The organism is Belnapia rosea, assembly GCF_900101615.1.
GTDB classification, from domain to species: Bacteria; Pseudomonadota; Alphaproteobacteria; order Acetobacterales; family Acetobacteraceae; genus Belnapia; species Belnapia rosea.
In genome coordinates this window covers 546,556-566,447 of the sequence record NZ_FMZX01000002.1, presented here as the reverse complement: position 1 = coordinate 566,447, position 19,892 = coordinate 546,556, and the positions used below count along the sequence as shown (strand labels likewise).

21 protein-coding genes and 1 pseudogene are annotated in these 19,892 nt (G+C 70.4%); 9 read left to right on the top strand and 13 right to left on the bottom strand.

Annotation, left to right across the window (positions count from 1 at the left end):
- A partial coding sequence (locus BLR02_RS08835; protein WP_456303794.1) for a hypothetical protein occupies positions 1-327 on the top strand: 327 nt, incomplete at its 5' end.
- 153 nt (positions 328-480) lie between these two features.
- On the opposite strand, the gene BLR02_RS29375 is transcribed toward BLR02_RS08835, so the two are convergent.
- Complete coding sequence (locus BLR02_RS29375; protein ID WP_176849450.1) at positions 481-771, bottom strand: hypothetical protein; 291 nt, start codon at positions 769-771, stop codon at positions 481-483.
- A 176-nt stretch (positions 772-947) separates the two neighbouring features.
- Here BLR02_RS29375 and BLR02_RS30365 point away from each other — a divergent pair.
- Positions 948-1,144, top strand: a pseudogene (locus BLR02_RS30365) (IS5-like element ISMex42 family transposase); the annotation flags it as partial.
- A 35-nt stretch (positions 1,145-1,179) separates the two neighbouring features.
- Here the strand turns inward: BLR02_RS30365 and BLR02_RS08830 are convergent.
- Positions 1,180-2,076, bottom strand: coding sequence for a DMT family transporter (locus BLR02_RS08830; protein ID WP_245704687.1), 897 nt, complete (start codon positions 2,074-2,076; stop codon positions 1,180-1,182).
- Positions 2,077-2,381: 305 nt separating this feature from the next.
- On the opposite strand from BLR02_RS08830, the gene BLR02_RS29370 reads away from it, so the two are divergent.
- Positions 2,382-2,555, top strand: a complete 174-nt coding sequence (locus BLR02_RS29370) for a hypothetical protein (protein WP_176849449.1) — start codon at positions 2,382-2,384, stop codon at positions 2,553-2,555.
- 130 nt (positions 2,556-2,685) lie between these two features.
- On the opposite strand, the gene BLR02_RS08825 is transcribed toward BLR02_RS29370, so the two are convergent.
- The gene (locus BLR02_RS08825; protein ID WP_090662397.1) at positions 2,686-3,651 is read right to left on the bottom strand and encodes a Bug family tripartite tricarboxylate transporter substrate binding protein; all 966 of its coding nucleotides are present in this window, start codon (positions 3,649-3,651) and stop codon (positions 2,686-2,688) included.
- A 107-nt stretch (positions 3,652-3,758) separates the two neighbouring features.
- Positions 3,759-4,982 carry a cytochrome P450 gene (locus BLR02_RS08820; protein ID WP_090662395.1) on the bottom strand — a complete coding sequence of 408 codons (1,224 nt, stop codon included), beginning with the start codon at positions 4,980-4,982 and terminating at the stop codon, positions 3,759-3,761.
- Positions 4,983-5,079: 97 nt separating this feature from the next.
- On the opposite strand from BLR02_RS08820, the gene BLR02_RS08815 reads away from it, so the two are divergent.
- From BLR02_RS08815 to BLR02_RS08805, 3 genes are all read left to right on the top strand, one after another.
- On the top strand, positions 5,080-7,008 hold the full coding sequence (locus BLR02_RS08815; RefSeq protein ID WP_090662393.1) for a DEAD/DEAH box helicase: 1,929 nt from the start codon (positions 5,080-5,082) through the stop codon (positions 7,006-7,008).
- Positions 7,009-7,018: 10 nt separating this feature from the next.
- Positions 7,019-7,528 carry a metallophosphoesterase family protein gene (locus BLR02_RS08810; RefSeq protein WP_090563583.1) on the top strand — a complete coding sequence of 170 codons (510 nt, stop codon included), beginning with the start codon at positions 7,019-7,021 and terminating at the stop codon, positions 7,526-7,528.
- Between the two features lie 146 nt (positions 7,529-7,674).
- Positions 7,675-8,403 carry a response regulator transcription factor gene (locus BLR02_RS08805; RefSeq protein ID WP_090563581.1) on the top strand — a complete coding sequence of 243 codons (729 nt, stop codon included), beginning with the start codon at positions 7,675-7,677 and terminating at the stop codon, positions 8,401-8,403.
- Positions 8,404-8,469: 66 nt separating this feature from the next.
- On the opposite strand, the gene BLR02_RS08800 is transcribed toward BLR02_RS08805, so the two are convergent.
- Positions 8,470-9,474 (bottom strand): Bug family tripartite tricarboxylate transporter substrate binding protein, encoded by a 1,005-nt coding sequence (locus BLR02_RS08800; protein ID WP_176849448.1) that lies wholly within the window; start codon positions 9,472-9,474, stop codon positions 8,470-8,472.
- Between the two features lie 132 nt (positions 9,475-9,606).
- Between BLR02_RS08800 and BLR02_RS08795 the strand changes: the two genes are divergently transcribed.
- On the top strand, positions 9,607-10,728 hold the full coding sequence (locus BLR02_RS08795) for a YihY/virulence factor BrkB family protein (RefSeq protein WP_090563577.1): 1,122 nt from the start codon (positions 9,607-9,609) through the stop codon (positions 10,726-10,728).
- Between the two features lie 20 nt (positions 10,729-10,748).
- On the opposite strand, the gene BLR02_RS08790 is transcribed toward BLR02_RS08795, so the two are convergent.
- From BLR02_RS08790 to BLR02_RS08775, 4 genes are read right to left on the bottom strand one after another with little or no spacing between them, the layout of a single operon-like run.
- Positions 10,749-10,979: a DUF2798 domain-containing protein gene (locus BLR02_RS08790; protein WP_090563575.1), complete on the bottom strand. Its 231-nt coding sequence runs from the start codon at positions 10,977-10,979 to the stop codon at positions 10,749-10,751.
- Positions 10,976-12,286: a glycolate oxidase subunit GlcF gene (gene glcF / locus BLR02_RS08785; RefSeq protein WP_090662389.1), complete on the bottom strand. Its 1,311-nt coding sequence runs from the start codon at positions 12,284-12,286 to the stop codon at positions 10,976-10,978. Before glcF ends, BLR02_RS08790 begins: the two co-directional genes overlap by 4 nt.
- Before the next feature lie 45 nt (positions 12,287-12,331).
- Positions 12,332-13,093, bottom strand: a complete 762-nt coding sequence (locus BLR02_RS08780; RefSeq protein WP_090563571.1) for an SGNH/GDSL hydrolase family protein — start codon at positions 13,091-13,093, stop codon at positions 12,332-12,334.
- Positions 13,090-14,310, bottom strand: coding sequence for an OpgC family protein (locus BLR02_RS08775; protein ID WP_090662387.1), 1,221 nt, complete (start codon positions 14,308-14,310; stop codon positions 13,090-13,092). Before BLR02_RS08775 ends, BLR02_RS08780 begins: the two co-directional genes overlap by 4 nt.
- Before the next feature lie 99 nt (positions 14,311-14,409).
- Between BLR02_RS08775 and BLR02_RS08770 the strand changes: the two genes are divergently transcribed.
- Positions 14,410-15,156 (top strand): SGNH/GDSL hydrolase family protein, encoded by a 747-nt coding sequence (locus BLR02_RS08770; RefSeq protein ID WP_176849447.1) that lies wholly within the window; start codon positions 14,410-14,412, stop codon positions 15,154-15,156.
- 83 nt (positions 15,157-15,239) lie between these two features.
- Here the strand turns inward: BLR02_RS08770 and BLR02_RS08765 are convergent, their stop codons facing one another.
- Both BLR02_RS08765 and BLR02_RS08760 read right to left on the bottom strand, forming a co-directional pair.
- The gene (locus BLR02_RS08765) at positions 15,240-16,403 is read right to left on the bottom strand and encodes an FAD-binding protein (protein ID WP_090662385.1); all 1,164 of its coding nucleotides are present in this window, start codon (positions 16,401-16,403) and stop codon (positions 15,240-15,242) included.
- Entirely contained in the window at positions 16,400-17,845 is a 1,446-nt protein-coding gene (locus tag BLR02_RS08760) for an FAD-linked oxidase C-terminal domain-containing protein (RefSeq protein ID WP_090662383.1), read from the bottom strand. The genes BLR02_RS08765 and BLR02_RS08760 overlap by 4 nt, the downstream gene beginning before the upstream one ends.
- 117 nt (positions 17,846-17,962) lie before the next feature.
- Between BLR02_RS08760 and BLR02_RS08755 the strand changes: the two genes are divergently transcribed.
- Positions 17,963-18,322 (top strand): hypothetical protein, encoded by a 360-nt coding sequence (locus BLR02_RS08755; protein WP_090563562.1) that lies wholly within the window; start codon positions 17,963-17,965, stop codon positions 18,320-18,322.
- A 107-nt stretch (positions 18,323-18,429) separates the two neighbouring features.
- Here the strand turns inward: BLR02_RS08755 and ykgO are convergent, their stop codons facing one another.
- Both ykgO and acdA read right to left on the bottom strand, forming a co-directional pair.
- Positions 18,430-18,555, bottom strand: a complete 126-nt coding sequence (gene ykgO, locus BLR02_RS08750) for a type B 50S ribosomal protein L36 (RefSeq protein WP_043337704.1) — start codon at positions 18,553-18,555, stop codon at positions 18,430-18,432.
- Between the two features lie 106 nt (positions 18,556-18,661).
- Positions 18,662-19,879: a 3-sulfinopropanoyl-CoA desulfinase gene (gene acdA / locus BLR02_RS08745; RefSeq protein WP_090563560.1), complete on the bottom strand. Its 1,218-nt coding sequence runs from the start codon at positions 19,877-19,879 to the stop codon at positions 18,662-18,664.
- Between the last annotated feature and the right edge of the window lie 13 nt (positions 19,880-19,892).

The following is a 19,892-nucleotide window of genomic DNA, read 5'->3' as shown; positions in this document are numbered from 1 at the left end:
TTCCGCGAGGTGCGCGACCACCTCGGCGTCGAGACCCAACGTCAGTGGTCGGACAAGGCGATCGCCCGCACCACGCCCTGCCTGCTCGGGCTGTTCTCGATCGTCACCCTGTTGGCCTCGCGCCTCGATTGCCGTGCCCGGGTCCGGATCTCGACCAGCGCCTGGTACCACAAACAGCGGCCGACCTTCGCCGACAGCCTTGCCGCAGTACGGCGGGCAGTCTGGAGCGAGCAGGGTTTCGCCGTGTCCCGGCAGTCGGCCGACGCTGCGAAACTCTCGCCAGCCCTCCGCGAGAGCATCGCCTATGCCCTTTGCCACGCAGCCTGAATGGCCAAAGCCGAGCTTACGGTTGATGGAACGGCAGCCACGTTGTTTCGGTGTTTGGAATGGAACCGAGCCAGATTGAGGCGTTCAATGCGGTACGACCGGCACGACAGGTGCCAGCGGAATTGAGCGGAGCGCGAGCATGAACAACATCATCTACATCGTTGGCCTGGTAGTCGTCGTCGTCGCAGTCCTGTCCTTCTTCGGCTTGAGGTAAATGCCAGGGCGACGATCCGTCTTGGCCAGCCCTATCAGGTAGGCCGAGTGGTTAGGCAGCCGCGCGGCAAACTCGGGCCTATTGTCCACCCTCAGGTTCCTCGGCTTGACCTTGGGCTGCACGAGCCGGTCCGGCACTGCGCCAACCCGGGCTGCCCGGAAATTGGCTTCTGGATAGTTCGAGGCCCCCTTTGGCATGGTGCTGTCCGCCACGGTCAGGATCCGGATCACGGGGCTACGAACAAGTGGTCCTACAGGGCGAATTGGCGCACCCTGCCCGGGGAGTTTGGGGCGTGGTGGATGACCGCCCACACCGTCTGACGCAATATGTCAAACTCGGTGGGCGCTTCGGCGTATGGGAGCACCTGCTGGCCATGGCGCAGTCCCGTCCGCACGCCTGATACCGCGGTGCAGAGCCCGCCATTCCAACCCGCCACGACGATACTCCGGTCGCCTGCCCAAAGCCGGTCTACAACAACCGAAATCGTGTCGAGCGGCTCTGGCCAGGCTTACGGGGTAGCGAGCCGTCGCTACCCACCCCGAGAAGACCGTATCATCCTTCCTCGCCGTCCTCCGCCTCGCCACCACCGCTGACTGGCTCAGGCGCCAACAGGACCCAAGCTCTTGGCCCAGGGCCGATCAACCTGCCTGGCTGCTCAGGTGTTGCTCGCGCAGGAAGATGAAAAGGCCAGCGCCGATGATGATGATGGCCCCGGCCAATGTCAGCGGCCCGATCACCTCGTCGAAGAAGAGATAACCGAAAAGCATGCCCCAGAGGATCAGCGTGTACTGGTAAGGCACGACCGCGGAGGCCGGCGCCATCCGCAACGACTGGTTCACGCAGAGATTGCCGCACAGGGAGCCGATGCCGAGGAAGAGCATCAGCACGAGATCCAAGATCCCAGGGTGCGTCCAGCCTTGGGCCAATACCAGCGCGCCGCCGAAGAGGAGGGCAGCCAGGAGCTGTGCCGTTACCAGTACCGTCCCCGGCGTACCTGCCAGCTTGCGGGTGGCAACCAGGAAAAGGGCATAGCTGAGGCTGCCCACCAGAGCGCAGACCGCGCCGACAGAAATTGATCCGGGCGTCGGATGCAGCGCCAGCACCACGCCAATGAAGCCTACCGCCACGGCCGTCCAGCGACGCCAGCCCACCCGCTCACCCAGCAGAAAGGGGGAGAAGGCAGTTACGTAGATCGGGGCTGCCATGTAATAGGTCATGACCTCAGCCAGCGGCAGCTCGGTGAGCGCCCAGAAGAAAAGCGATCCCTCCAGCGTAGCGAAGGCCACGCGCAGCAGCTGCAATCCCGGGCGTGGCGCCTGGAGGAAGGCGTAGGGGCCGACCTTGCGGATGAAGGGCATCATGGCGCAGAGTCCGGCGATGCTGCGCACCAGCAGCAACTGCCCGACTGCGTAGGTGCCCACCAGCCATTTGCCAAGCGTGTCGTTCACGGCGAAGAGCAGCACGCCCAGCAGCATCATGGCGACGCCGCTGGTGGTGCCTGTGGGCAAGGCGCTCAAACGCAGGAATGCGGACACGACGCTTCCACCCTTCGTGGCCTTTCTCGCCGACAATGGGGAGGCCACCCCCAGCAGTAGCGAGGCAGCGCCCTGCTGCAAAGCCCATGACGGGGATGGGAGCTGCTGACCGCTTGCCGGTTGCACCGCACCCTGGCGTCATGAGCAATCTGCACCCGGCGCTCGGGTCAGGGGCCGAGGATTTTGGCGGTCCGGGTCAGCATGCTCTGCGCCGAGCCGACCTCCGGCTAACGCAACGCCATGCGCGGCTAGCCTGCAAGGCCGATGGGCGGTCCTCGATCCTCGCCCATGCTAGACATGCACTGATGGGGAACCGCTCGGGCTTGGCGCGGCTGGCCTATGCCCGGCTGGGGCTGGGCGTGCGGGGCCGGATCACGCTCCGCACCGACAAGGGCTATGACATGCGCGACGATGGCGCGGGGCTGCGCGGGAGGCGGGTGACGTCGCATATTGCCCGCAATGGTCACACCAGCGGTTGATTAGGATTGTTGGCCCAAATCATTCCCGTGTCCGGCTCATCGCCTTCCCTTGCCTCAAGCGCCTAAGTCCGGGAGCCTGTCTCGAAGGTTTGGCAGGCATCATCTCGAGCGACCTGAGGCGGATGGAAGCCTAATCCAGGCTGAGCCCGAGCCCCTTGATCAGCGGCCAATAGAGCGCCCGTTCCGCCGTGATCATCGCCCGATGCTGCTCCGGCCCACCCGAGAGCGGGTCGAGCCCGATCTCCCGCATCCGCGCCTGCACCGCCGGCTCGGCGATGCTGGCGGCGAGGTCGGCGGAGAGGCGGGCGGCGATGTCGTCGGGCGTCCGTCCCGGCGCCGTCAGCCCCTGCCAGGCATAGGCCTCGAAGCCCTGCAGCCCATAGGCCTCGCGTGCCGTCGGCAGGTTGGGCAACCCGTCCAGCCGGGCGGCGGAGAGCACCGCCAGCGGCCGCACCCGGTTGTTGCGGATCAGCTCCGCCCCCGCCGCCATGTCGAGCACCGCCGCCTCCACCGTGCCGTTCACCAGATCCGTCATCGCCGGGGCGAGCCCGCGATAGGGCACATGGTTCAGCCGGATCCCGAGGTCGCGCGCCAGCCGCTCCATCGCCAGGTGGTGCGGCGAGCCGATGCCGGGCGAGGCATAATCCATCGGCCGCGCCCTGGCCGCCTCGAGGAACTCGGCCGGCGTCGCCGCCCCGCCCACCGGCTTGGTGCAGAGCACGAGGTGGAAGCGTGCCATCAGCCCGAGCGGACGCAGTCCGGTCTCGGCATCGAAAGGCAGGCGCTTGTAGAGCGCCGGGTTGAAGACCAGCGTCTCGTTGCCGGCGGTGAAGACGGTGGTGCCATCCGGCGCCGCGTTGGCCGCCGCCTCGGCGGCGATGTTGGTCGCCGCCCCCGGCCGGTTCTCGATGACAACGGGCACGCCGAGCCGCGCGCCCATGCTCTGCCCGACCAGCCGCGCCAGCACATCGGTCCCGCCCCCCGGCGGATAGCCGACCAGCCAGCGGACGGGCCGGTCCGGGAAGGCAGCAAGGGCCGGGTCGGCGAGCGTGGCGAGGCCGGCGGCGAGCGCGGCGCGTCGCGTGATGCTGGTCATGGTCTGGACTTCCCCATTCCTGCAGTCCGGGCGTTTCACCCGCCCTGTCATATCCGTATCGGACCGTGCCGGCGGCTTCCATGCAACCGTGACCGGCCGCCCATCCATCAAGCAATGCGGATGGGCAGGGAGAGGAAGCCGCGGAACCGCGCCCGCCCGCCCCGCACCGGCTCTCCGGCGGGGGCATAATCCGGGAACCGGCGCAGGAAGCCCGTGATGGCGATCCGCCCCTCGAGCCGCGCCAGGGTCATCCCGGCGCAGATATGCGGCCCGCCGGCGAAGGCCAGGTGCCGGTTCGGCTGGCGGGCGATATCCAGCCGCTCCGGATCCTCGAAGCGCGCCGGATCGCGGTTGGCGGCGCCGATGCAGAGGGTGAGTAGCGTCCCCTCCGGCACCGCGACGCCGCCGATCTCGGTCGCCGCGGCCGCCCTCCGGTTGCCGAGTTGGTTCGAGCTTTCGTAGCGCAGGAATTCCTCGATGGCCGTCCCGATCAGCTCCGGCTGCGCCAGCAGCCGGGCCCGCTGATCGGGGAAGCGCAGCAGCAGCTCCAGCCCGTTGCCGATCAGGTTGGTCGTCGTCTCATGCCCGGCATTGAGCAGGAAGATGCAGTTGTGCAGCAGCTCCGTCTCGGTCAGCCGCTCGCCATCCGCCTCGCCCTGGATCAGGCGCGTCAGCACATCGGTCGCAGCATCGCCCGGCTGCGCCCGCCGCCGCGCGACCAGGCCACGGAGGTAGTCGAGGAATTCGCTGACGGCGGCATTGCCCCGCGCCGCCGCCTCCGGCATCACCACCGGCTCCAGCGCGCCGAGGATGGCGAGCGACCAGCCGCGCAGCGGCCCCCGCTCCTCCACCGGCACGCCGAGCAGGTTGCCGATCACCTCGATCGGGATGGCGGCGGCGAAATCCTCGATCAGATCGGCCTCGCCACGGGCCTCGACCGCATCCAGCAGCCGCCCGACCAGGGCCTGCAGGCCGGGCTCCATGGCGGCGATGGCCCGTGGCATCAGCGCGCTGGCGATCAGCCGCCGCACGCGGGTGTGCAGCGGCGGGTCGTTGAAGACGAGGCTGGTCGTATGGTGCTCGTAGAGCGGCGTCGCACCGTATTTCGGCCGGAACTCCTCATGCTTGTCGGAGGAGAAGGTCCTGGTGTCCCGGTAGATCCGGTCGAGGTCGGCCCAGCGCGTGAGGAAGAGCGAGCCATCCGCCATGCGCTTCACCGGCTGATGCTCGCGCAGTGCGCGATAGACCGGGAAAGGATCGGCGTAGAAGCCTGCATCGAGGCGGGAGAGGTCGAAGCCCTCGGCGAGGGTGGGATCGGCTGCGGAGACCATGCCCGAGCTTAGGGCCGGGACCGCGCGGCGTGAAAGCGCTGGACGTGGATTCCATGGAGTTTCAGGATTCTACGGTGCCCGATTCGCCCGGTCGCCCATGAGGTCCCTGCGCAGCCACCAGAGCGAGCTGCTCGCCGTCGTCCGCGCCATCGCCGCCGGCGAGGCGGGGGAGCTGCGCGACATCCTGGCCGCCGTCACGCCGGGCGGCGGCAAGTCCCTGCTGCCGGTCCTCGCCGCCAAGACGCTCATCGAGGCGGGGCTCTGCGAGCGGGTCTGCTGGGTGGTGCCGCGCGACAGCCTTCGTCTCCAGGCCGAGGAGGCCTTTGTCGACCCGGCCTGGCGCACTGCGCTCGGCCATGCGCTCTCGGTCCGTGCCGCCGACAACAGCCCGGGTGACCCGTGCCGTGGCCTCGAGGGCTACGTCACCACCTATCAGGGTATCGCCGCGGCGCCCGATCTTCACCTCGCCGCCTTCCGCCGTCACCGCTACCTGCTGGTAGTGGATGAGGTGCATCACCTTCCGGCCCTGAACGAGGCCGATGCCGCGGGCGGGCGGGACCATGCCGCCGATGTCGCCGCCGCCTGGTCGGCGCCGATCGAGCCGTTGCTGTCGCTCGCCGGCGTGCGGCTGCTGCTCTCGGGCACGCTGGAGCGGGCGGATGGGCGTCGCATCCTCTGGCTGCCCTACCGGCGCAGCGCCGGCGGGCGGCAGGAGGTCGACCTCGCGGCGCCGGGCTGGGCGGTGGTCGGCTACAGCCGCGCCCGGGCGCTGGCCGAGCGGGCCGTGCTGCCCGTCTCCTTCGGCGCGCTGGATGGCGAGGCCGCCTGGCTGGGGCCGGAGCCGGAGGGCGGCGGCGAACGCCCGCGATTGGGCCCGCATCGCCTCCGCGCCCCCGCCCCGCACGAGGCGACGCGTCCGGCCCTCTTCACCGCGCTCCGCACCGGCTTTGCCGAAGCCCTGCTACGCCGCGCCTTCCTCGCCACGCGCAGCCTGCGCGCCGAGCGCCGCCGCGCATTGGGCGCCGGGCCAGGCGAGGTGCCGCGCGGCCTTGGCAAGCTGCTGGTGGTGGCGCCCGACCAGACCCAGGCGCGACGGTATCTGGAGTTGCTGCGCGGCTGGGTGCCGCCCGGCCAGGCCAGCAGCGCGGCGCTCGCCGTCTCCGACGAGCCGGGCGCGCAGGAGACGCTGGCCGCCTTCCGCCTCACCACCGAACCCTCGATCCTCGTCACCGTCGCCATGGCCTATGAGGGGCTGGATGCACCGGAGGTCGCCGTGGTCGCGGCGCTGACCCATATCCGCTCCCGCCCCTGGCTGGAGCAGATGGTGGCGCGCGCCACGCGGGTGGACCCGAATGCCGGCCCCTATGACGCGCAACGCGCTCTGGTCTTCCACCCGGACGACCCGCTCTTTGCCCGTTTCCGCTGGCGGATGGAGCGCGAGCAGGGCACCCGCGCCAAGCCCGACCGCCGCCCGCCTCGCCAGCCGAGCCTTGGCCTGCCCGACTGGCTCGAGGAGGAACTGGCCGAGGCGCGGGAGCGCCAGGGCATCATCCCGCTCGAGAGCAATGCGCTGACCCTGCGCCTCAGCACGCTGCAGCCAGGCCCGGACCTCGCCGCCGGCCTTGCCGCCGCGCGGGAGCCGGAGGAGCAGGGCGATCTCCTCACCCCATCCCGCGCCGAGCGCCAGCTCCGCCACCAGCTCGGCGACCTGGTCGCTGGCCAAGCTGTGGAGGATGCGGCCGAGGGGGTGGGCGGTGCCATCCCGCGCGGCGCCGGCCTCTATCACGCCTACAACGCCGTGCTGAAGCGCGTGCTCGGCGGCAAGAGCCGGAGCGAGATGTCGGTGGCGGAGCTGGAGGCGGCGATGGCCTGGCTTGGCCGCAACCGGCTGCGCGACCACCTGCAGCTGCTGGAGGGCGATCACCGCTTCGGCTGGGCGGCGCGGCAGCGGCGGGAGTGGCGCCCGCCGACCGGCCGCCCCGCCGCACCGGCCCGGAGCCCGGACCTCCGCCGGCGCTCGTCCTGACCGGGGCGCGATGGCCGTCTTCTTCACCAGCGACACGCATTTCGGCCATGCCGGCGCCCGCGCGCTCTATCGCCGCCCCTTCGACTCGATCGCCACCATGGATGCGGCGATGGAGGAGCGGTGGAATGCCGTAGTCGGCCCGGCGGATGAGGTCTGGCATCTTGGCGACGTCGCCATCGGCTACGGCGCCGATGCCATGGCCGCCCTGCTGGAGCGGCTGCGGGGCCGGAAGCACCTCGTCACCGGCAACAATGACGGGCCGGCGACCCTTGGGCTCGCCGGCTGGGCGAGTGTGCAGCCCTATGCGGAGATCATGCTGGAGGGCACCGGCCTCGTGCTCTGCCACTATGCCTTCCGCAGCTGGCGCAACATGCATCGGGGCTGGCTGAACCTGCATGGCCACAGCCATGGCCGGCTGAAGCCCCTGCCGCGGCAGGTGGATGTCGGGGTCGATGCCTGGGACTTCCGGCCGGTGACGCTGGCGCAGATCCAGGCGCGCCCCCGCCGGCCAGGTGGGTGATCTTGGTCCGGCTGCGGGACATTTGCGACAAAACTTGCGGTTTTTGCGACAGCGAACGCATCAGCCCGAGATGACGCCCGCCTAATCTCCGTTCATCGGAACAAGCGGTTGGCACATCGCCGGCTGCGCCAATACGGAGATGTCCCATGTCGGCCTTCCGCCGGGTGCTGATCGTCGAAGACGATGCGATGCTGCGTGCCACCCTGGCCGAGCAGATCGGCTTCGGCTGCGAGTTCATCGTCGATCAGGCCGAATGCATCGCCGAGGCCGAATGCCGCCTCGCCACCGACATGCATTATGACCTGATCCTCCTTGATGTCGGCCTGCCCGATGGCGACGGCCGGGATTTCTGCACCTCGCTCCGGCTCGACGGGCGGCGGATGCCGATCATCATGCTGACGGGGGCGGATGCCGAGGCGGATGTGATCCGCGGCCTCGATGCGGGTGCCAACGACTATATCGGCAAGCCCTTCCGCCTGTCCGAGCTGCTGGCGCGGATGCGCGCCCAGCTGCGCGTCTTCGACAATTCGGACGACGCCGTCTTCCCCATCGGCTCCTACATCTTCCGCCCGAGCGCCCGGCTGCTGGTCGAGCCGAAGCGCAATCGCAAGGTGCGGCTGACCGACAAGGAGACCGCGATCCTCAAATTCCTCTACCGTGCCGGCGGCAAGCCGGTGTCGCGGCAGATCCTGCTGAGCGAGGTCTGGGGCTACAACGCCGCCGTGACCACCCATACGCTTGAGACTCATATCTACCGCCTGCGGCAGAAGATGGAGATGGCGAATGCCGACAACCGCATCCTCGTCACCGAGAGCGGCGGCTACCGGCTGAACCCGGTCGCCACCACGCGGCTGCTGACCCGCCGCGCCGCCTGAGGCCGCGCCACAACCGGCAGGCTGCGGCGGATTGCGTCCGGGCTGGATGCCATCCGTTGCAGGGCGTCAGCGCCCGAGGCGAAGCCCAGCGCGCTCGACGATGCCACCGAACTTCTCGCGCTCCGCCACCAGGAAGGCACGGGTCGAGGCCGGCGTGTTCGGCGCCGCCGGGTCGACGCCGGCCGTCGCCAGCCGCTGCGCCACCGCCGGGTCGGCCAGCACGGCCCCCGCCGCCGCCGCCAGCCGCCCGGTGAGCGCCGCCGGCAGGCCGCGCGGAGCAACCAGCACATTCCAGGTCGTCATCTCGAAGCCCGGCAGGCCGCTCTCGTCGAGGGTCGGGATGTCGGGGAAGAGCGGATGGCGGCGGAGCGAGCTCACCGCCAGGCCGCGGGAGAGCCCGTCGCGCAGATGCGCCGCGACCGAGGCCAGCACCTCCAGCGAGTAATCCACCTCGCTCTTCGCCAGCGCCTCCATCACCGCCGAGCCGCCACGATAGGGCACATGCTCCGCCCGCAGGCCGCCGGCGCGAAGCTTGAGATACTCCCCGGTGAGATGGCCGATGCCGCCGGCCCCCGAGGTCGCCCAGCTCATCTGCCCCGGCCTGGCCCGCACAGCATCCAGCAGGGACTGCACGCCGCGGTGGGGCGATTGCGCCGGCACCACCAGCACCATCGGGCCACCGCCGATGATGGCGATCGGGGTGAAATCCTCCACCGGATCGTAGGGCGTCTGCTCCGGCAGCGCCGCCGGGTTGGTGCCGAGGGCCGAGGCGCTGGCCAGCAGCAGGGTATAGCCATCGGCCGGCCGGTGCCGGACCCATTCGCTGCCCACCGAGCCGCCTGCCCCGGCACGGTTCTCCACCACGATCCGGGCAGCGGGGCCGAGACGCGGGGCCATCTGCTCGGCCATGATCCGCGCGGCGATATCGGTCGAGCCACCGGCGAGGAAGGGTACGACGAGGCTGATGGGCCGCTCCGGGAAGCTGCCCTGGCCCTGGGCCTGGGCCTGGCGAGCCGGGAGCAGTGCGGCCAAGGCGGGGGCGCCGAGCAGCGAGCGGCGTCGCAGGCGCATGGGGAGGTTCCTCCGGTTCTGCTTTGCCGTCAGGAGGCCCCGGATTCGCTGCGCACGCAATTCGCGATCCAACGGGCACCCGAACGGCATCGGTGCGTTGGCGCTTGGATATCCCGTTCCGGAGAGCCGAACATGCGGTCCGACTCCCAGCCCAGTCCCTTCCTCACCACGGCGGTTGCTCTCGCAGCCGGCGCCGCGCTGCTGTTCGCCGGCGGACGGCCTGGCAAGCCACAGCCCGTGCCCCGGTCCGGCCAGGCCCGGTCCGGCCAGGCGCAGCGCAGCCAGGGACAACGTAGCCAGGAGCAGCCCGGCCCGGCCGCCGACGACCGCGGGCGCCATGCCGAGCATCCGGGCCAGATCCCCGCCCGCGGCTGGTGGGACATCCTCAAGCGCACCGCCACCCAGGTTTCGGAGGACCGGGTACTGACCGAGGCAGCCGGCATCACCTTCTACACCCTGCTGGCGCTCTTCCCGGCGATCGGTGCGATGATCGCAATCTACGGCTTCTTCGCCGAGCCGGCGACGATCTCGCAGCATCTGGAGGCCGTCTCGATCATCGTCCCCCAGGGCGGGATGCAGATCATCGACGAGCAGGTGAGGCGCATCGTCTCCAAGGGCGATACGAGCCTTGGCATCGGTGCGCTGATCGGCCTTGCCACCTCGCTCTGGTCAGCCAACCAGGCCATGAAGGCGCTCGTCGATGCGCTGAACGTTGTCTATGACGAGCATGAACGGCGCGGCTTCCTGGTACGGACGGCAGTGACGCTCGCCTTCACCCTCGGCGGCATCCTCTTCATCCTGCTTGCCATGACCGGCGTGGTGGTCCTGCCGCTGGCACTGCAGTTCCTGGGCATTGGCGGGCCGGTCGGCACGCTGGTCGGCCTCGGCCGCTGGCCGGTACTGCTGGGCGCGATCGGCGTATTCCTCGCCTTCCTGTACCGCTATGGCCCGAGCCGGGACCGGGCGAAGTGGCGCTGGGTGAGCTGGGGCAGTGCGGTGGCGGCGTTCGGCTTCGTCGCCTTCTCCGTCGGCTTCTCCTACTACGTCTCGAATTTCGGCAACTACAACGAGACCTACGGCTCGCTCGGCGCCGTGGTCGGCTTCATGACCTGGACCTGGCTTTCGGCGACGGTGGTGCTGGTCGGCGCCGAGTTGGATGCGGAGATGGAGCACCAGACCGCGCGCGATACCACCACCGGCCCGGAGCGCCCGATGGGTGATCGCGGGGCGCAGATGGCCGACACCGTGGCCTGAGGCGGATGGCGGCGCGGAGCCTAGCCCCGCACCGCCGTCAGCCAGCCGACGATCCGCCGTGCCATGGGAATCGCCAGCAGGGCGGATGGAAAGGCGAAGATCCAGGCCAGTGCCCAGTTCGCCAGCCAACGCAGCAGGAAATCGGGCGGCAGGCCCAGGTTGACGACGGTCAGCAGCAGCGAGACGGCGCCGGCCATGAAGAAGGTCATGACCAGCGGGAACAGCACCGGGCCGTAGCGCGACGGAATCACGCCGCGCGCTGCGCCACCGCCGCCGGCGCGGGGCCGCCAGCCATCCAGTCCAGCAACTCGACGGTATGCACGACCGGCATGCGGTCCCCGGCGAGCTGGGTCAGGCAGCCGATATTACCGGCGGCGATCAGGTCGGCCCCGGTGCGGTCGAGATTGCCGAGCTTCCGATCCCGCAGCTGCGCCGCGATCTCGGGTTGCAGCAGGTTGTAGGTGCCCGCGCTGCCGCAGCAGAGATGCGGCTCCGCCGGCTCCCGCACCAGGAAGCCGGCCTTGGCGAGCAATTGCTTCGGCGCCGCCGTCACCCGCTGGCCATGCTGTAGCGAGCAGGCGGCATGGTAGGCGACGGTCAGGCCTGGCGGTTCCCGGCTCGGCTGGTAGTCGAACTTCACCAGCGCCTCGGAGACATCCATGGCGAGGCCGGCGATCTCCGCCGCCTGCTCCGCCTCCGGCTCCTCGCGGAACATGAAGCCGTAATCCTTCACCGTCGTGCCGCAGCCCGATGTGTTGATGACGATGCCGTCGAGCCCCTCGCCCGCGATCTCCCGGCGCCAGGCTGCGATATTGGCCCGGGCCAGCCGCATGGCCGGGTCGTGATGGCCCATGTGGTGGTCGAGCGCGCCGCAGCAGCCCTGCTCGCGGGTGATGACCACCTCGATTCCCATGCGGGTCAGCAGGCGGATCGTTGCCTCGTTGATCGAGGGCGCCAGCACCTGCTGGGCGCAGCCGGTGAGCAGCGCCACCCGGCCACGGCGTTCGCCTTCTGCCCGATGTACCTGCGGTGCCTGCATCGGGCTTGGCGGCGGCAGGGCGTCGGGGGCGAGGCGCAGCATGGCCCGCAGCCGCTGGGCCAGCACATGCCGGCCCGGAACCAGCCCGGCCAGGGGCCGGCCGAGCCGGGCGCCCGCCAGCGCCGCGCGGAAACGCGCGGGATAGGGCAGCACCGAACCCAGCACGCGGCGCAGCGCCCGTTCATGCCAGGGCCGGTCGTAAGTTTCCTCGATATAGCGCCGGGCATGGTCGACAAGGTGCATGTAGTTCACGCCCGAGGGGCAGGTCGTCATGCAGGACAGGCAGGAGAGGCAGCGGTCGACATGGCGCACCACCTCCTCCGTCGCCGGCTTGCCACCCTCCAGCATGTCCTTGATGAGGTAGATGCGGCCGCGCGGGCTATCCAGCTCGTCGCCCAGCAACACGAAGGTTGGGCAGGTGGCGGTGCAGAAGCCGCAATGGACGCAGGTGCGGAGGATACCGTTGCTCTCCCGCGTATCCGGGTCCCGCAACTGCTCCGGCGAGAAATGGGTTTGCATGGCCTAGATATAGGCCGCCGGGCGGGTGGCCGAATAGGGCGGAACCTAACGCTGGCCCGGCCGGCCACGCGCCTCGGCCACACCGTCGCGGATGAGGGCCTGCATGGCCTGGGCCAGGCAGTCATTCAGCTTGTCCGTGGCCGCCACCCGCTCCTGCCGGCTGGCCCGCTCGACATCGACGATGTCGTCCTCCGCCCAGGCCTGCATCAGGTCCCAGCGGCGGAGCACCGGGACGCCATGCGCCGCAGCCGTCAGCCGCAGCGCATCCCGATAGGCATCGACATTGGCATTGGCCCGGATGAAACGAGAGAACTGGTGGTCCATCAGCACCGCATCCGCCCCGGCGGCGACCACCTTGGCGAGGCCGGCATGGAGTTCCTCCACCATCTCGTCGAGGTCGAGGCCGCGCACCGCTTCGGCCGTGCCGGCCTGCCAGAGCACCAGGTTGAAGGGCGAGCGGGCCAATTCCGCGGCGATGATCGCCCCGGTCTCGGCGGTGGTGAGGCCACGCGCGCCCCGGGTCACCATGTCGAGCTTCAGATGGGGCGCGCGGGCACGGATCAGCGCCTCGAGCCGGACCGGCCAGGCGGCGGAGGGGCCGCTGGTGCCAGGCCCGAGGACCGAGGCACTGCCGACGATCAGGATGCGGAGGCTGCCGGTGCTGGCCGCACGGGCGGTGGCCGGCAGGGCCGCATTGGCGGCGAGCAGTTCCGGCGGCGCGTCGCAGGCCATGCCGCCAGCCGTCGCCGCAGGCGGGGCCAGCAGCAGGCCGAGCAGCAGCAGGACGCGGCCGGCGCCGAGGGTCATCTCGCTGTCGTAGAAGAGGCAGCCGGCGCCCGCAAGCCGACAGCTGCGGGATTCGTTGCCGAATGTGCAGATTCTCCCCGCTCACGCAGACGGTACCAGGCACCGATGATCCCGATCGAAATCAGAGCCGCCAGCCCGGCCAGGTTGACCGCGACCTGCATGGGCCAGCGGTCATCCATCTCCAGCGCCAGCCGGCCGAGGAAGGCGAGGAAGATGCCGACGCAGAAGACCGGCAGCCCATGCTGGCCCATCAGCACGAAGGGCGCCGCCAGCCGGCTGCGCAGCCAGTTGGCGTCGCGCGGCACCGCATGGCCGACCAGATAGGCCAGGGCGAGGACCGAGATGAGGCGGAATGGATGCAGCCCGGTCTTGTCGATGGTGGTCAGCAGTTCGGCCAGCGGCTGGGGCAGCTCCGCCAGCCACTGCTCGCCGTAATCGCCGATCAGCACGATGACGAGGCCAAGCAGCAGCGCCAGTATCGCTGCCCCGATCAGCGCCGGATGGAAGGGCACCGCCGGCGCCGGGCCGCGCCGGCCTTCCCGCCAGGGCGTGTAGCCGAGCAGGCAGCCCGTGAAGAACAGCACCTGCCAGGCGAGCGGGTTGAAGAACCAGCCGCCATCCACCCAGTTCGGCAGGTTGAGGCCGAACAGCCGGACCACGACATAGCCGGCGACCGAGAGCCCCATCAGCAGCCAGGGCCACCGCAACAGCGGCAGGGCCGGCACCAGCATGAGCATCAGCACGATGTAGAGCGGCAGGATGTCGAGGAAGGCCGGCTGGAAGCGGAGTAACAAAGCCTGAAGCAATGCGAGATAGGGTTGTTCCCCGAACACATCGAGATGCATCTCGTCCAGATAGGCCGAGCTTTCCAGCGCCGCGGCGGAATACCCGACCTGGGCGGTGAAGACGACGAAGAGAAAGATATGCGCCACATAGAGGGTGCCGAGGCGACGCAGCAGCGCCGCCGCGGCGAAGGCCCAGCCATGCCGGTCGAGCGTCGCGCCATAGGCGAGGCCCGCCGCATAGCCGGCCAGCAACACGAAGGCCTCGGTCGCGTCCGAGAGCGCGACATTCCTGAGGGTCAGCCCGCCCAGCCGGTTGCCCGGGATATGGTCGATCAGGATGAACCAGAGGGCGATGCCACGGAAGGCATCGGCACGGAGGTCCCGGGCCATCTTGCCCGCCCCCGGCTGCATGCCCCGGATCAGCTGCCGCATCGCCACCTCCGGGCGGAGATGTGGACGGGCCGCAGCCGGTGCGCAAGCGGGAGCTTTTCGGGGCTGGCGCGCCGCCGGCGCTTGCGGCAGCCTGGGAGTATGCGTGCCCCCCTCGCTACCCTCCTGCTCGGTCTGGGCCTGCTCGTCTCCGGCCTGGCGCCGGTCCGGGCAGCGGAGCCCTGTCCGCCCTCCCCAACCCAGCACCTCGCCATGCCTGCTACCCGCGCCGCCCTCGCCCAGGGGCGGAAGGTGAAGGTGATCGCCTTCGGCTCCTCCTCCACCGAGGGGGCGGGCGCCAGCGGCCAGGACCGCACCTATCCGGCCATGCTGGAGGCAGGGCTGCGCGCCGCCCTGCCCGAGGCGCGGCTGATGGTGCTGAACCGCGGCCGCGGCGGCGAGGATGTCGATGAGATGATGGCGCGGCTGGAGGCGGATGTGATCACCCTTCGCCCCACCCTCGTCATCTGGCAGGCCGGTGCCAATGCGGTGCTGCGCGGGATGTCACCCGAAGCCTTCTCCGCCGCGATGGAGGATGGCATCGAGCGGCTGCAGGCACGGGGGATCGATGTCGTGCTGATGGACAGCCAGCGGGCGCCACGAATCCTCAGCGCGCCGCGCTTCGAGCGCTTCGACGCCGCCCTGCGCGACCTGTCCGCCCATCTGCATGTGCCGCTCTTCTCCCGCGCGGCCTTGATGGAGGCCTGGGCGGCGGCCGGGACGCCGGCGGCCGAGATGATCGGGCCGGATGGGCTGCACCACAATGACCATGGCTATGCCTGCCTCGCCCAGGCGCTGACCCATGCCATGCTGGATGCGGCCGGGCCGCGGCGGCTGGCCGGGCGCTGACCGGCTGGCCCGGCGGCGCGGCGGTAAGCGTCGCCCACTGGTGGGGAAAGCCCTGCGCGGTCAAGAACCTGCAAGGCAGTCCCCTACCCCGCGCGTATCCGCCCGGGGTTGAGAATTCCACGCGGGTCCATCACCTGCCGGACACGAGCCCCGATGGCGGCGAGCGCCTGCGGCTCCTCCGGCATGACCGCCACGGCGGCGCGCAGCGGCTCCGGTGCGCGGAAGAGGGTGAAGCTGCCGCCAGCGGCACGGGCCACCTGCATCACCCGCTCATGCGCGTCCTCGGTCGCTGGCCCGGCCAACCAGACCAGCCCGCCACCCCAGTCGAGCAGGAATTTTGGCAACCCGGCCGCCACGACGATGCCCGGCCCTGCGGTTGGCTGGACGGAGACGCGCCAGACCGCCTCGTCCGGCGCGGCGGCGAGCGGCTCGGCATCCCGCACCGCGCGCCAGAGGCTACGGCTTTCCTCACCCTCGACCTGCCTGACCTCGCCGTAGCGGGCCAGGGCTTCCCGCAGCCGCCCACAGCGGTAATGGACGGACTCGGCGAATTCCTCGATCCGCAGCAGCGCCCGTGGCGCGGGGCCGGGCAGCAGGGCGGCGCCACTGACGCCATAGGGGCTGCCGAGCCCGGCCGAGAGCACCCGCACCCCCGTCGCCAGGTCGGGCACCGTCACCATGACCGTGCCGCAGGCCTCCGTCGCCGGCAGGACCTTCAGCGTCACCTCGGTGATGACGCCGAGCGTGCCGTGGGCCCCCGTCAGCAGCTTGCAGAGATCGAGGCCGGTGACGTTCTTCAGCACCCGCCCGCCGCTGCGGAAGACGTCCCCCATGCCGTTCACGGCGCGGATGCCCATGACATGGTCACGCATGGCGCCGGCGCTGATGCGCCGCGGGCCCGAGAGATTGGTGGCGACCAGCCCGCCGAGCGTCGCCGCCTCGCTGGCGCCGAACATGGCGGAGAGATCGGGCGGCTCGGCGACGACCTGCTGGCCACGCTCCGCCAGCGCCGCCTCGATCTCCGGCAGGGGCGTGCCGGCCCAGGCGGAGAGGATCAGCTCCTGCGGCCGGTAGAGGGTGATGCCGGAGAGGTTGCGGAGCGAGAGCGTTCGCGCTGCCTGCACCGGGCGCAGCAGGGCGCGCTTGGTACCGCGGCCCTCGATTGCCAGCGGCTCGCCGGCGGCGGCGGCCGCGGCAACGGCGGCCGCAACCCCGGCCTCATCGGCCGGTGCGATGACCTGCGTCATGCCGCCGGCCGCAGCGCCGGGTTGCCCTCGAGCGGAAAGACCTTGGCGGGGTTGAGCAGCCAGCCCGGATCGAAGGCCGCCTTCAGCGCCCGCATCTGGTCGAGCTCGAAGGGGGTGAACTGCACCGGCATCAGGTCCCGCTTCTCGACGCCGACGCCATGCTCGCCGGTCAGGCAGCCGCCGACCTCGACGCAGAGGGTCAGGATGTCGGCACCGAATTGCTCGGCATCGTGGAAGCTCTTGGAATCATTGGCGTCGAACATGATGAGCGGGTGGAGATTGCCGTCGCCGGCATGGAAGATATTGGCCACCTGCAGCCCGTAGCTCGCTGACATCTCGCCGATGCGCCGGAGGACGAAGGGCAGCTGGCCGGTCGGGATGGTGCCGTCCATGCAGAGGTAATCGGGCGAGATTCGGCCGACGGCGCCAAAGGCCCCTTTCCGCCCCTTCCAGATGGCCAGCGACTGCTCCGCCGTCTCGGCCACCTTCAGGCTGATCGGGTCGAACCGCTCGCAGATCGCCTTCAGCCGGCCGAGCAGCATGTCCTGCTCCTCCGTGCTGCCCTCGACCTCGATGATGAGCATGGCCTCGGCATCGAGCGGGTAGCCGGCATGGGCGAAGGCCTCGCAGGCATGGATCGCCGGCCGGTCCATGAATTCGAGCGCGACGGGGATGATGCCGGAGGCGATGATCGCATCCACCGCCTCGCCGGCGACCTCGTTCGAGCGGAAGGCGGCCAGCATGGCCCGCTGCCCTTCCGGGCTGTGCAGGATGCGCACCGTCACCTCCGTCACCACGACGAGCTGGCCCTCGGAGCCGGTCAGCAGGCCGAGCCAGTCATAGCCGGCGGCATCGAGGTGCCGGCCGCCGATCTCGATGATCTCGCCCTCGATGGTGACGGCCTTGAGGCCGAGCAGGTTGTTGGCGGTGACGCCGTATTTGAGGCAATGCGCCCCGCCCGAGTTCATGTTGACGTTGCCGCCGATCATGCAGGCGAGCTGCGAGGACGGGTCGGGCGCGTAGAAGAAGCCATCGGCCGCCACGTGGTTGGTGATGCCGAGATTGGTGACGCCGGCTTCCACCACCGCCAGGCGGTTGGCGTAGTCGACCTCGAGGATCCGGTTCATCCGCATCAGCCCGAGCACGACCGAGTCCTCGAGCGGCAGCGCCCCGCCGGAGAGGCTGGTGCCCGCCCCGCGCGGTACCACACGAACGCCGTTGCGGTGACAGAAGGCGAGCACCGCGGCCACCTGCTCCGTCGTGCGCGGCAACACCACCGCGAGCGGCGGCTGGCGATAGGCGGAGAGGCCATCCGTCTCGTAGGGGCGGAGGCGGGCCGGCTCGCCGATCACGCCGTCCCCTGGGACCAGGGCGTGCAGCCCGGCGAGAATCTCGCCACGGCGGGCCAGGACATCAGGCTTCGGGGCGGGCAGGTCGATCACGGCGCGCGGTCCTCCATGGCGTGAAAATGGGCGGCGGCTGGGCATCCGGCAAGCGTCAGGCTTGCCCCGGTCGAGCCGTGGCGCCACTCTCCGCCGCCTTTCGCCCCGGAGCCCCCTTTGTCCTTCCGACGTATCCTGTTGCTGGCCTTCAGCCTGCTGGCCCTTGCCCCCGCCGCCGCCTTCGCCCAGCTCCGCGAAGGCCGCTACGCGATCGACGGGCAGAATCCCGATGGCTCCCCCTATGAGGGCGGGTTCGAGCTGCGGGAGGGGCCGAACGGCGCCTGGCTTGCCCGCTGGCTGGTCGGCAATGCCCAGATCATCGGCCTCGGCCTGATCCAGAGCGGGATGCTGGCCATCTCCTTCGTCGTGGATGGCCGACCGGGCGTGGCGATCTACGGGGTGGAGCCGGATGGCAGCCTGCGCGGCACCTGGACCACGGGCGGTGGCCTCGGCACCGAGATCCTCAAGCCGCAATAGGCGCCGCAGACGCGAAAACCCGCCGCGGCAGGGCCAGCGGCGGGTTCCAGCAATCTCTGGCAGTTAACCTCACCGCCGGACCGGAACCTGGCCCCGCGGGCGGCCGATCAGCCCTGGCGGGCCTTCAGCCGGGGGTTCTTCTTGTTCAGGACGTAGAGCCGGCCACGGCGGCGGACGACCACGCAGTTCTTGTCGCGCGTCTTGGCGGTCTTCAGGCTGTTGCGGATCTTCATGACGCGGGACTCACCGGTTAGGCGTAAAGGGTTGCGGCGGCAGCTCGCGCCACCGCCGGGGAGCGCGGGGGATAGGCGAAGCACCCGGCCGAGTCAATCGCCGAGACTAATCGGCCGCCAGCCGTGCCGCTTCCAGCCGCAGGAAGCCGTCGCGCGTCTGCGGCAGCTTGCGGCCGAGGATCTGCTCCGCCACTTGGGTCCGCAGCACCTGGGCGGTGCCGCCGGCGATGGCGAACATCCGCGCATCACGCACCATGCGCTCCAGCGGGTTCTCCCGGCTGTATCCGGCCGCGCCCCAGATCTGCAACGCGGCATTGGTGACCTCGATGGCGGTATCGGCGGCCAGCACCTTGGCCTGGGCGGCGGCCAACCGGTCGGGGAAGCCCGCCGGCCCGGCGCTGCGGGCCGCGCGCCAGACGAGGGCGCGCGCCGCCTCCAGCTTGATCGACATATCCGCCAACATCCAGCCGAGGCCCTGGAACTCGGCGATCGGCCGGCCGAATTGCCGCCGCCGCTGGGCATAGTCCAGCGCATGCCCATAGGCGCCGGCGGCGATGCCGAGGGCGACCGTCGCGGCGCCGACGCGCTGGCCGTTATAGGCATCCATCAACCGGCCGAAGCCGCGGGCGAAGCCACCGGGCGGACGCAGCACCATGGCATCCGGCACTACCAGCCCCTCGAAACGGATCTCCGCCTCCGGCATGCCCTTCAACCCCATGGAGGGGATGCGGCGATGGATGACGAGGCCCGGCGGATCCCGCTCGCCCTCGCGCACCACGAGGAAGCCGCCGATGCCAAGATCCCGCCCATCCTCGAAGGCGCGGGCGAAGATGAGGTGCAGGCGGGAGACGCCGCCGCCGGTGATCCAGTGCTTGACGCCGTCGACCACCCATTCGTCGCCGCGGCGCACCGCGCGGGTGGTCATTTCCGTCGCGGCGGAGCCGGCCTCGGGCTCGGTGATGCAGATGGCGGGCTTGTCGCCCGCCAGCACCAGCCCGGCCGCGATCCGCCGCTGCTCCGGCGTGCCATAGGCCATGACGGCGCCAAGCGCGCCCATGTTGCTCTCGACCGCGATCCGCCCGCAGACGGAGCAGGCGGCCGAGAGTTCCTCGATCACCAGCACCGCATCGAAATAGGAGAGGCCCGGCCCGCCCTGGTCGCGCGGGATGGTCAGGCCCATCAACCCGGCCTCCTGCATGCGGCGCACCATGGGCCAGGGATACTGCTCCGTGCGGTCGGTCGTGGCGGCCTGCGCGGCGGCCTCCTGCGCGACCTCGCGCGCGCGGCCCAGCAGCCGCGCCTGATCCTCGGTCAGCCCATGCATCCGCTCTCTCCCC

Bases quoted from the DNA above. Each gene is read 5' to 3' on its own strand.
- BLR02_RS08815 (WP_090662393.1), top strand. From the start codon at position 5,080: ATGAGGTCCCTGCGCAGCCACCAGAGCGAGCTGCTCGCCGTCGTCCGC.
- BLR02_RS08805 (WP_090563581.1), top strand. From the start codon at position 7,675: ATGTCGGCCTTCCGCCGGGTGCTGATCGTCGAAGACGATGCGATGCTG.
- acdA (WP_090563560.1), bottom strand. From the start codon at position 19,879: ATGCATGGGCTGACCGAGGATCAGGCGCGGCTGCTGGGCCGCGCGCGC.
- BLR02_RS29370 (WP_176849449.1), top strand. From the start codon at position 2,382: ATGGGGAACCGCTCGGGCTTGGCGCGGCTGGCCTATGCCCGGCTGGGG.
- BLR02_RS08765 (WP_090662385.1), bottom strand. From the start codon at position 16,403: ATGACGCAGGTCATCGCACCGGCCGATGAGGCCGGGGTTGCGGCCGCC.
- glcF (WP_090662389.1), bottom strand. From the start codon at position 12,286: ATGCAAACCCATTTCTCGCCGGAGCAGTTGCGGGACCCGGATACGCGG.
- BLR02_RS08780 (WP_090563571.1), bottom strand. From the start codon at position 13,093: ATGACCCTCGGCGCCGGCCGCGTCCTGCTGCTGCTCGGCCTGCTGCTG.
- BLR02_RS08795 (WP_090563577.1), top strand. From the start codon at position 9,607: ATGCGGTCCGACTCCCAGCCCAGTCCCTTCCTCACCACGGCGGTTGCT.
- BLR02_RS08820 (WP_090662395.1), bottom strand. From the start codon at position 4,982: ATGGTCTCCGCAGCCGATCCCACCCTCGCCGAGGGCTTCGACCTCTCC.
- BLR02_RS08810 (WP_090563583.1), top strand. From the start codon at position 7,019: ATGGCCGTCTTCTTCACCAGCGACACGCATTTCGGCCATGCCGGCGCC.
- BLR02_RS08825 (WP_090662397.1), bottom strand. From the start codon at position 3,651: ATGACCAGCATCACGCGACGCGCCGCGCTCGCCGCCGGCCTCGCCACG.
- BLR02_RS08775 (WP_090662387.1), bottom strand. From the start codon at position 14,310: ATGCGGCAGCTGATCCGGGGCATGCAGCCGGGGGCGGGCAAGATGGCC.
- ykgO (WP_043337704.1), bottom strand. From the start codon at position 18,555: ATGAAGATCCGCAACAGCCTGAAGACCGCCAAGACGCGCGACAAGAAC.
- BLR02_RS08800 (WP_176849448.1), bottom strand. From the start codon at position 9,474: ATGCGCCTGCGACGCCGCTCGCTGCTCGGCGCCCCCGCCTTGGCCGCA.
- BLR02_RS08770 (WP_176849447.1), top strand. From the start codon at position 14,410: ATGCGTGCCCCCCTCGCTACCCTCCTGCTCGGTCTGGGCCTGCTCGTC.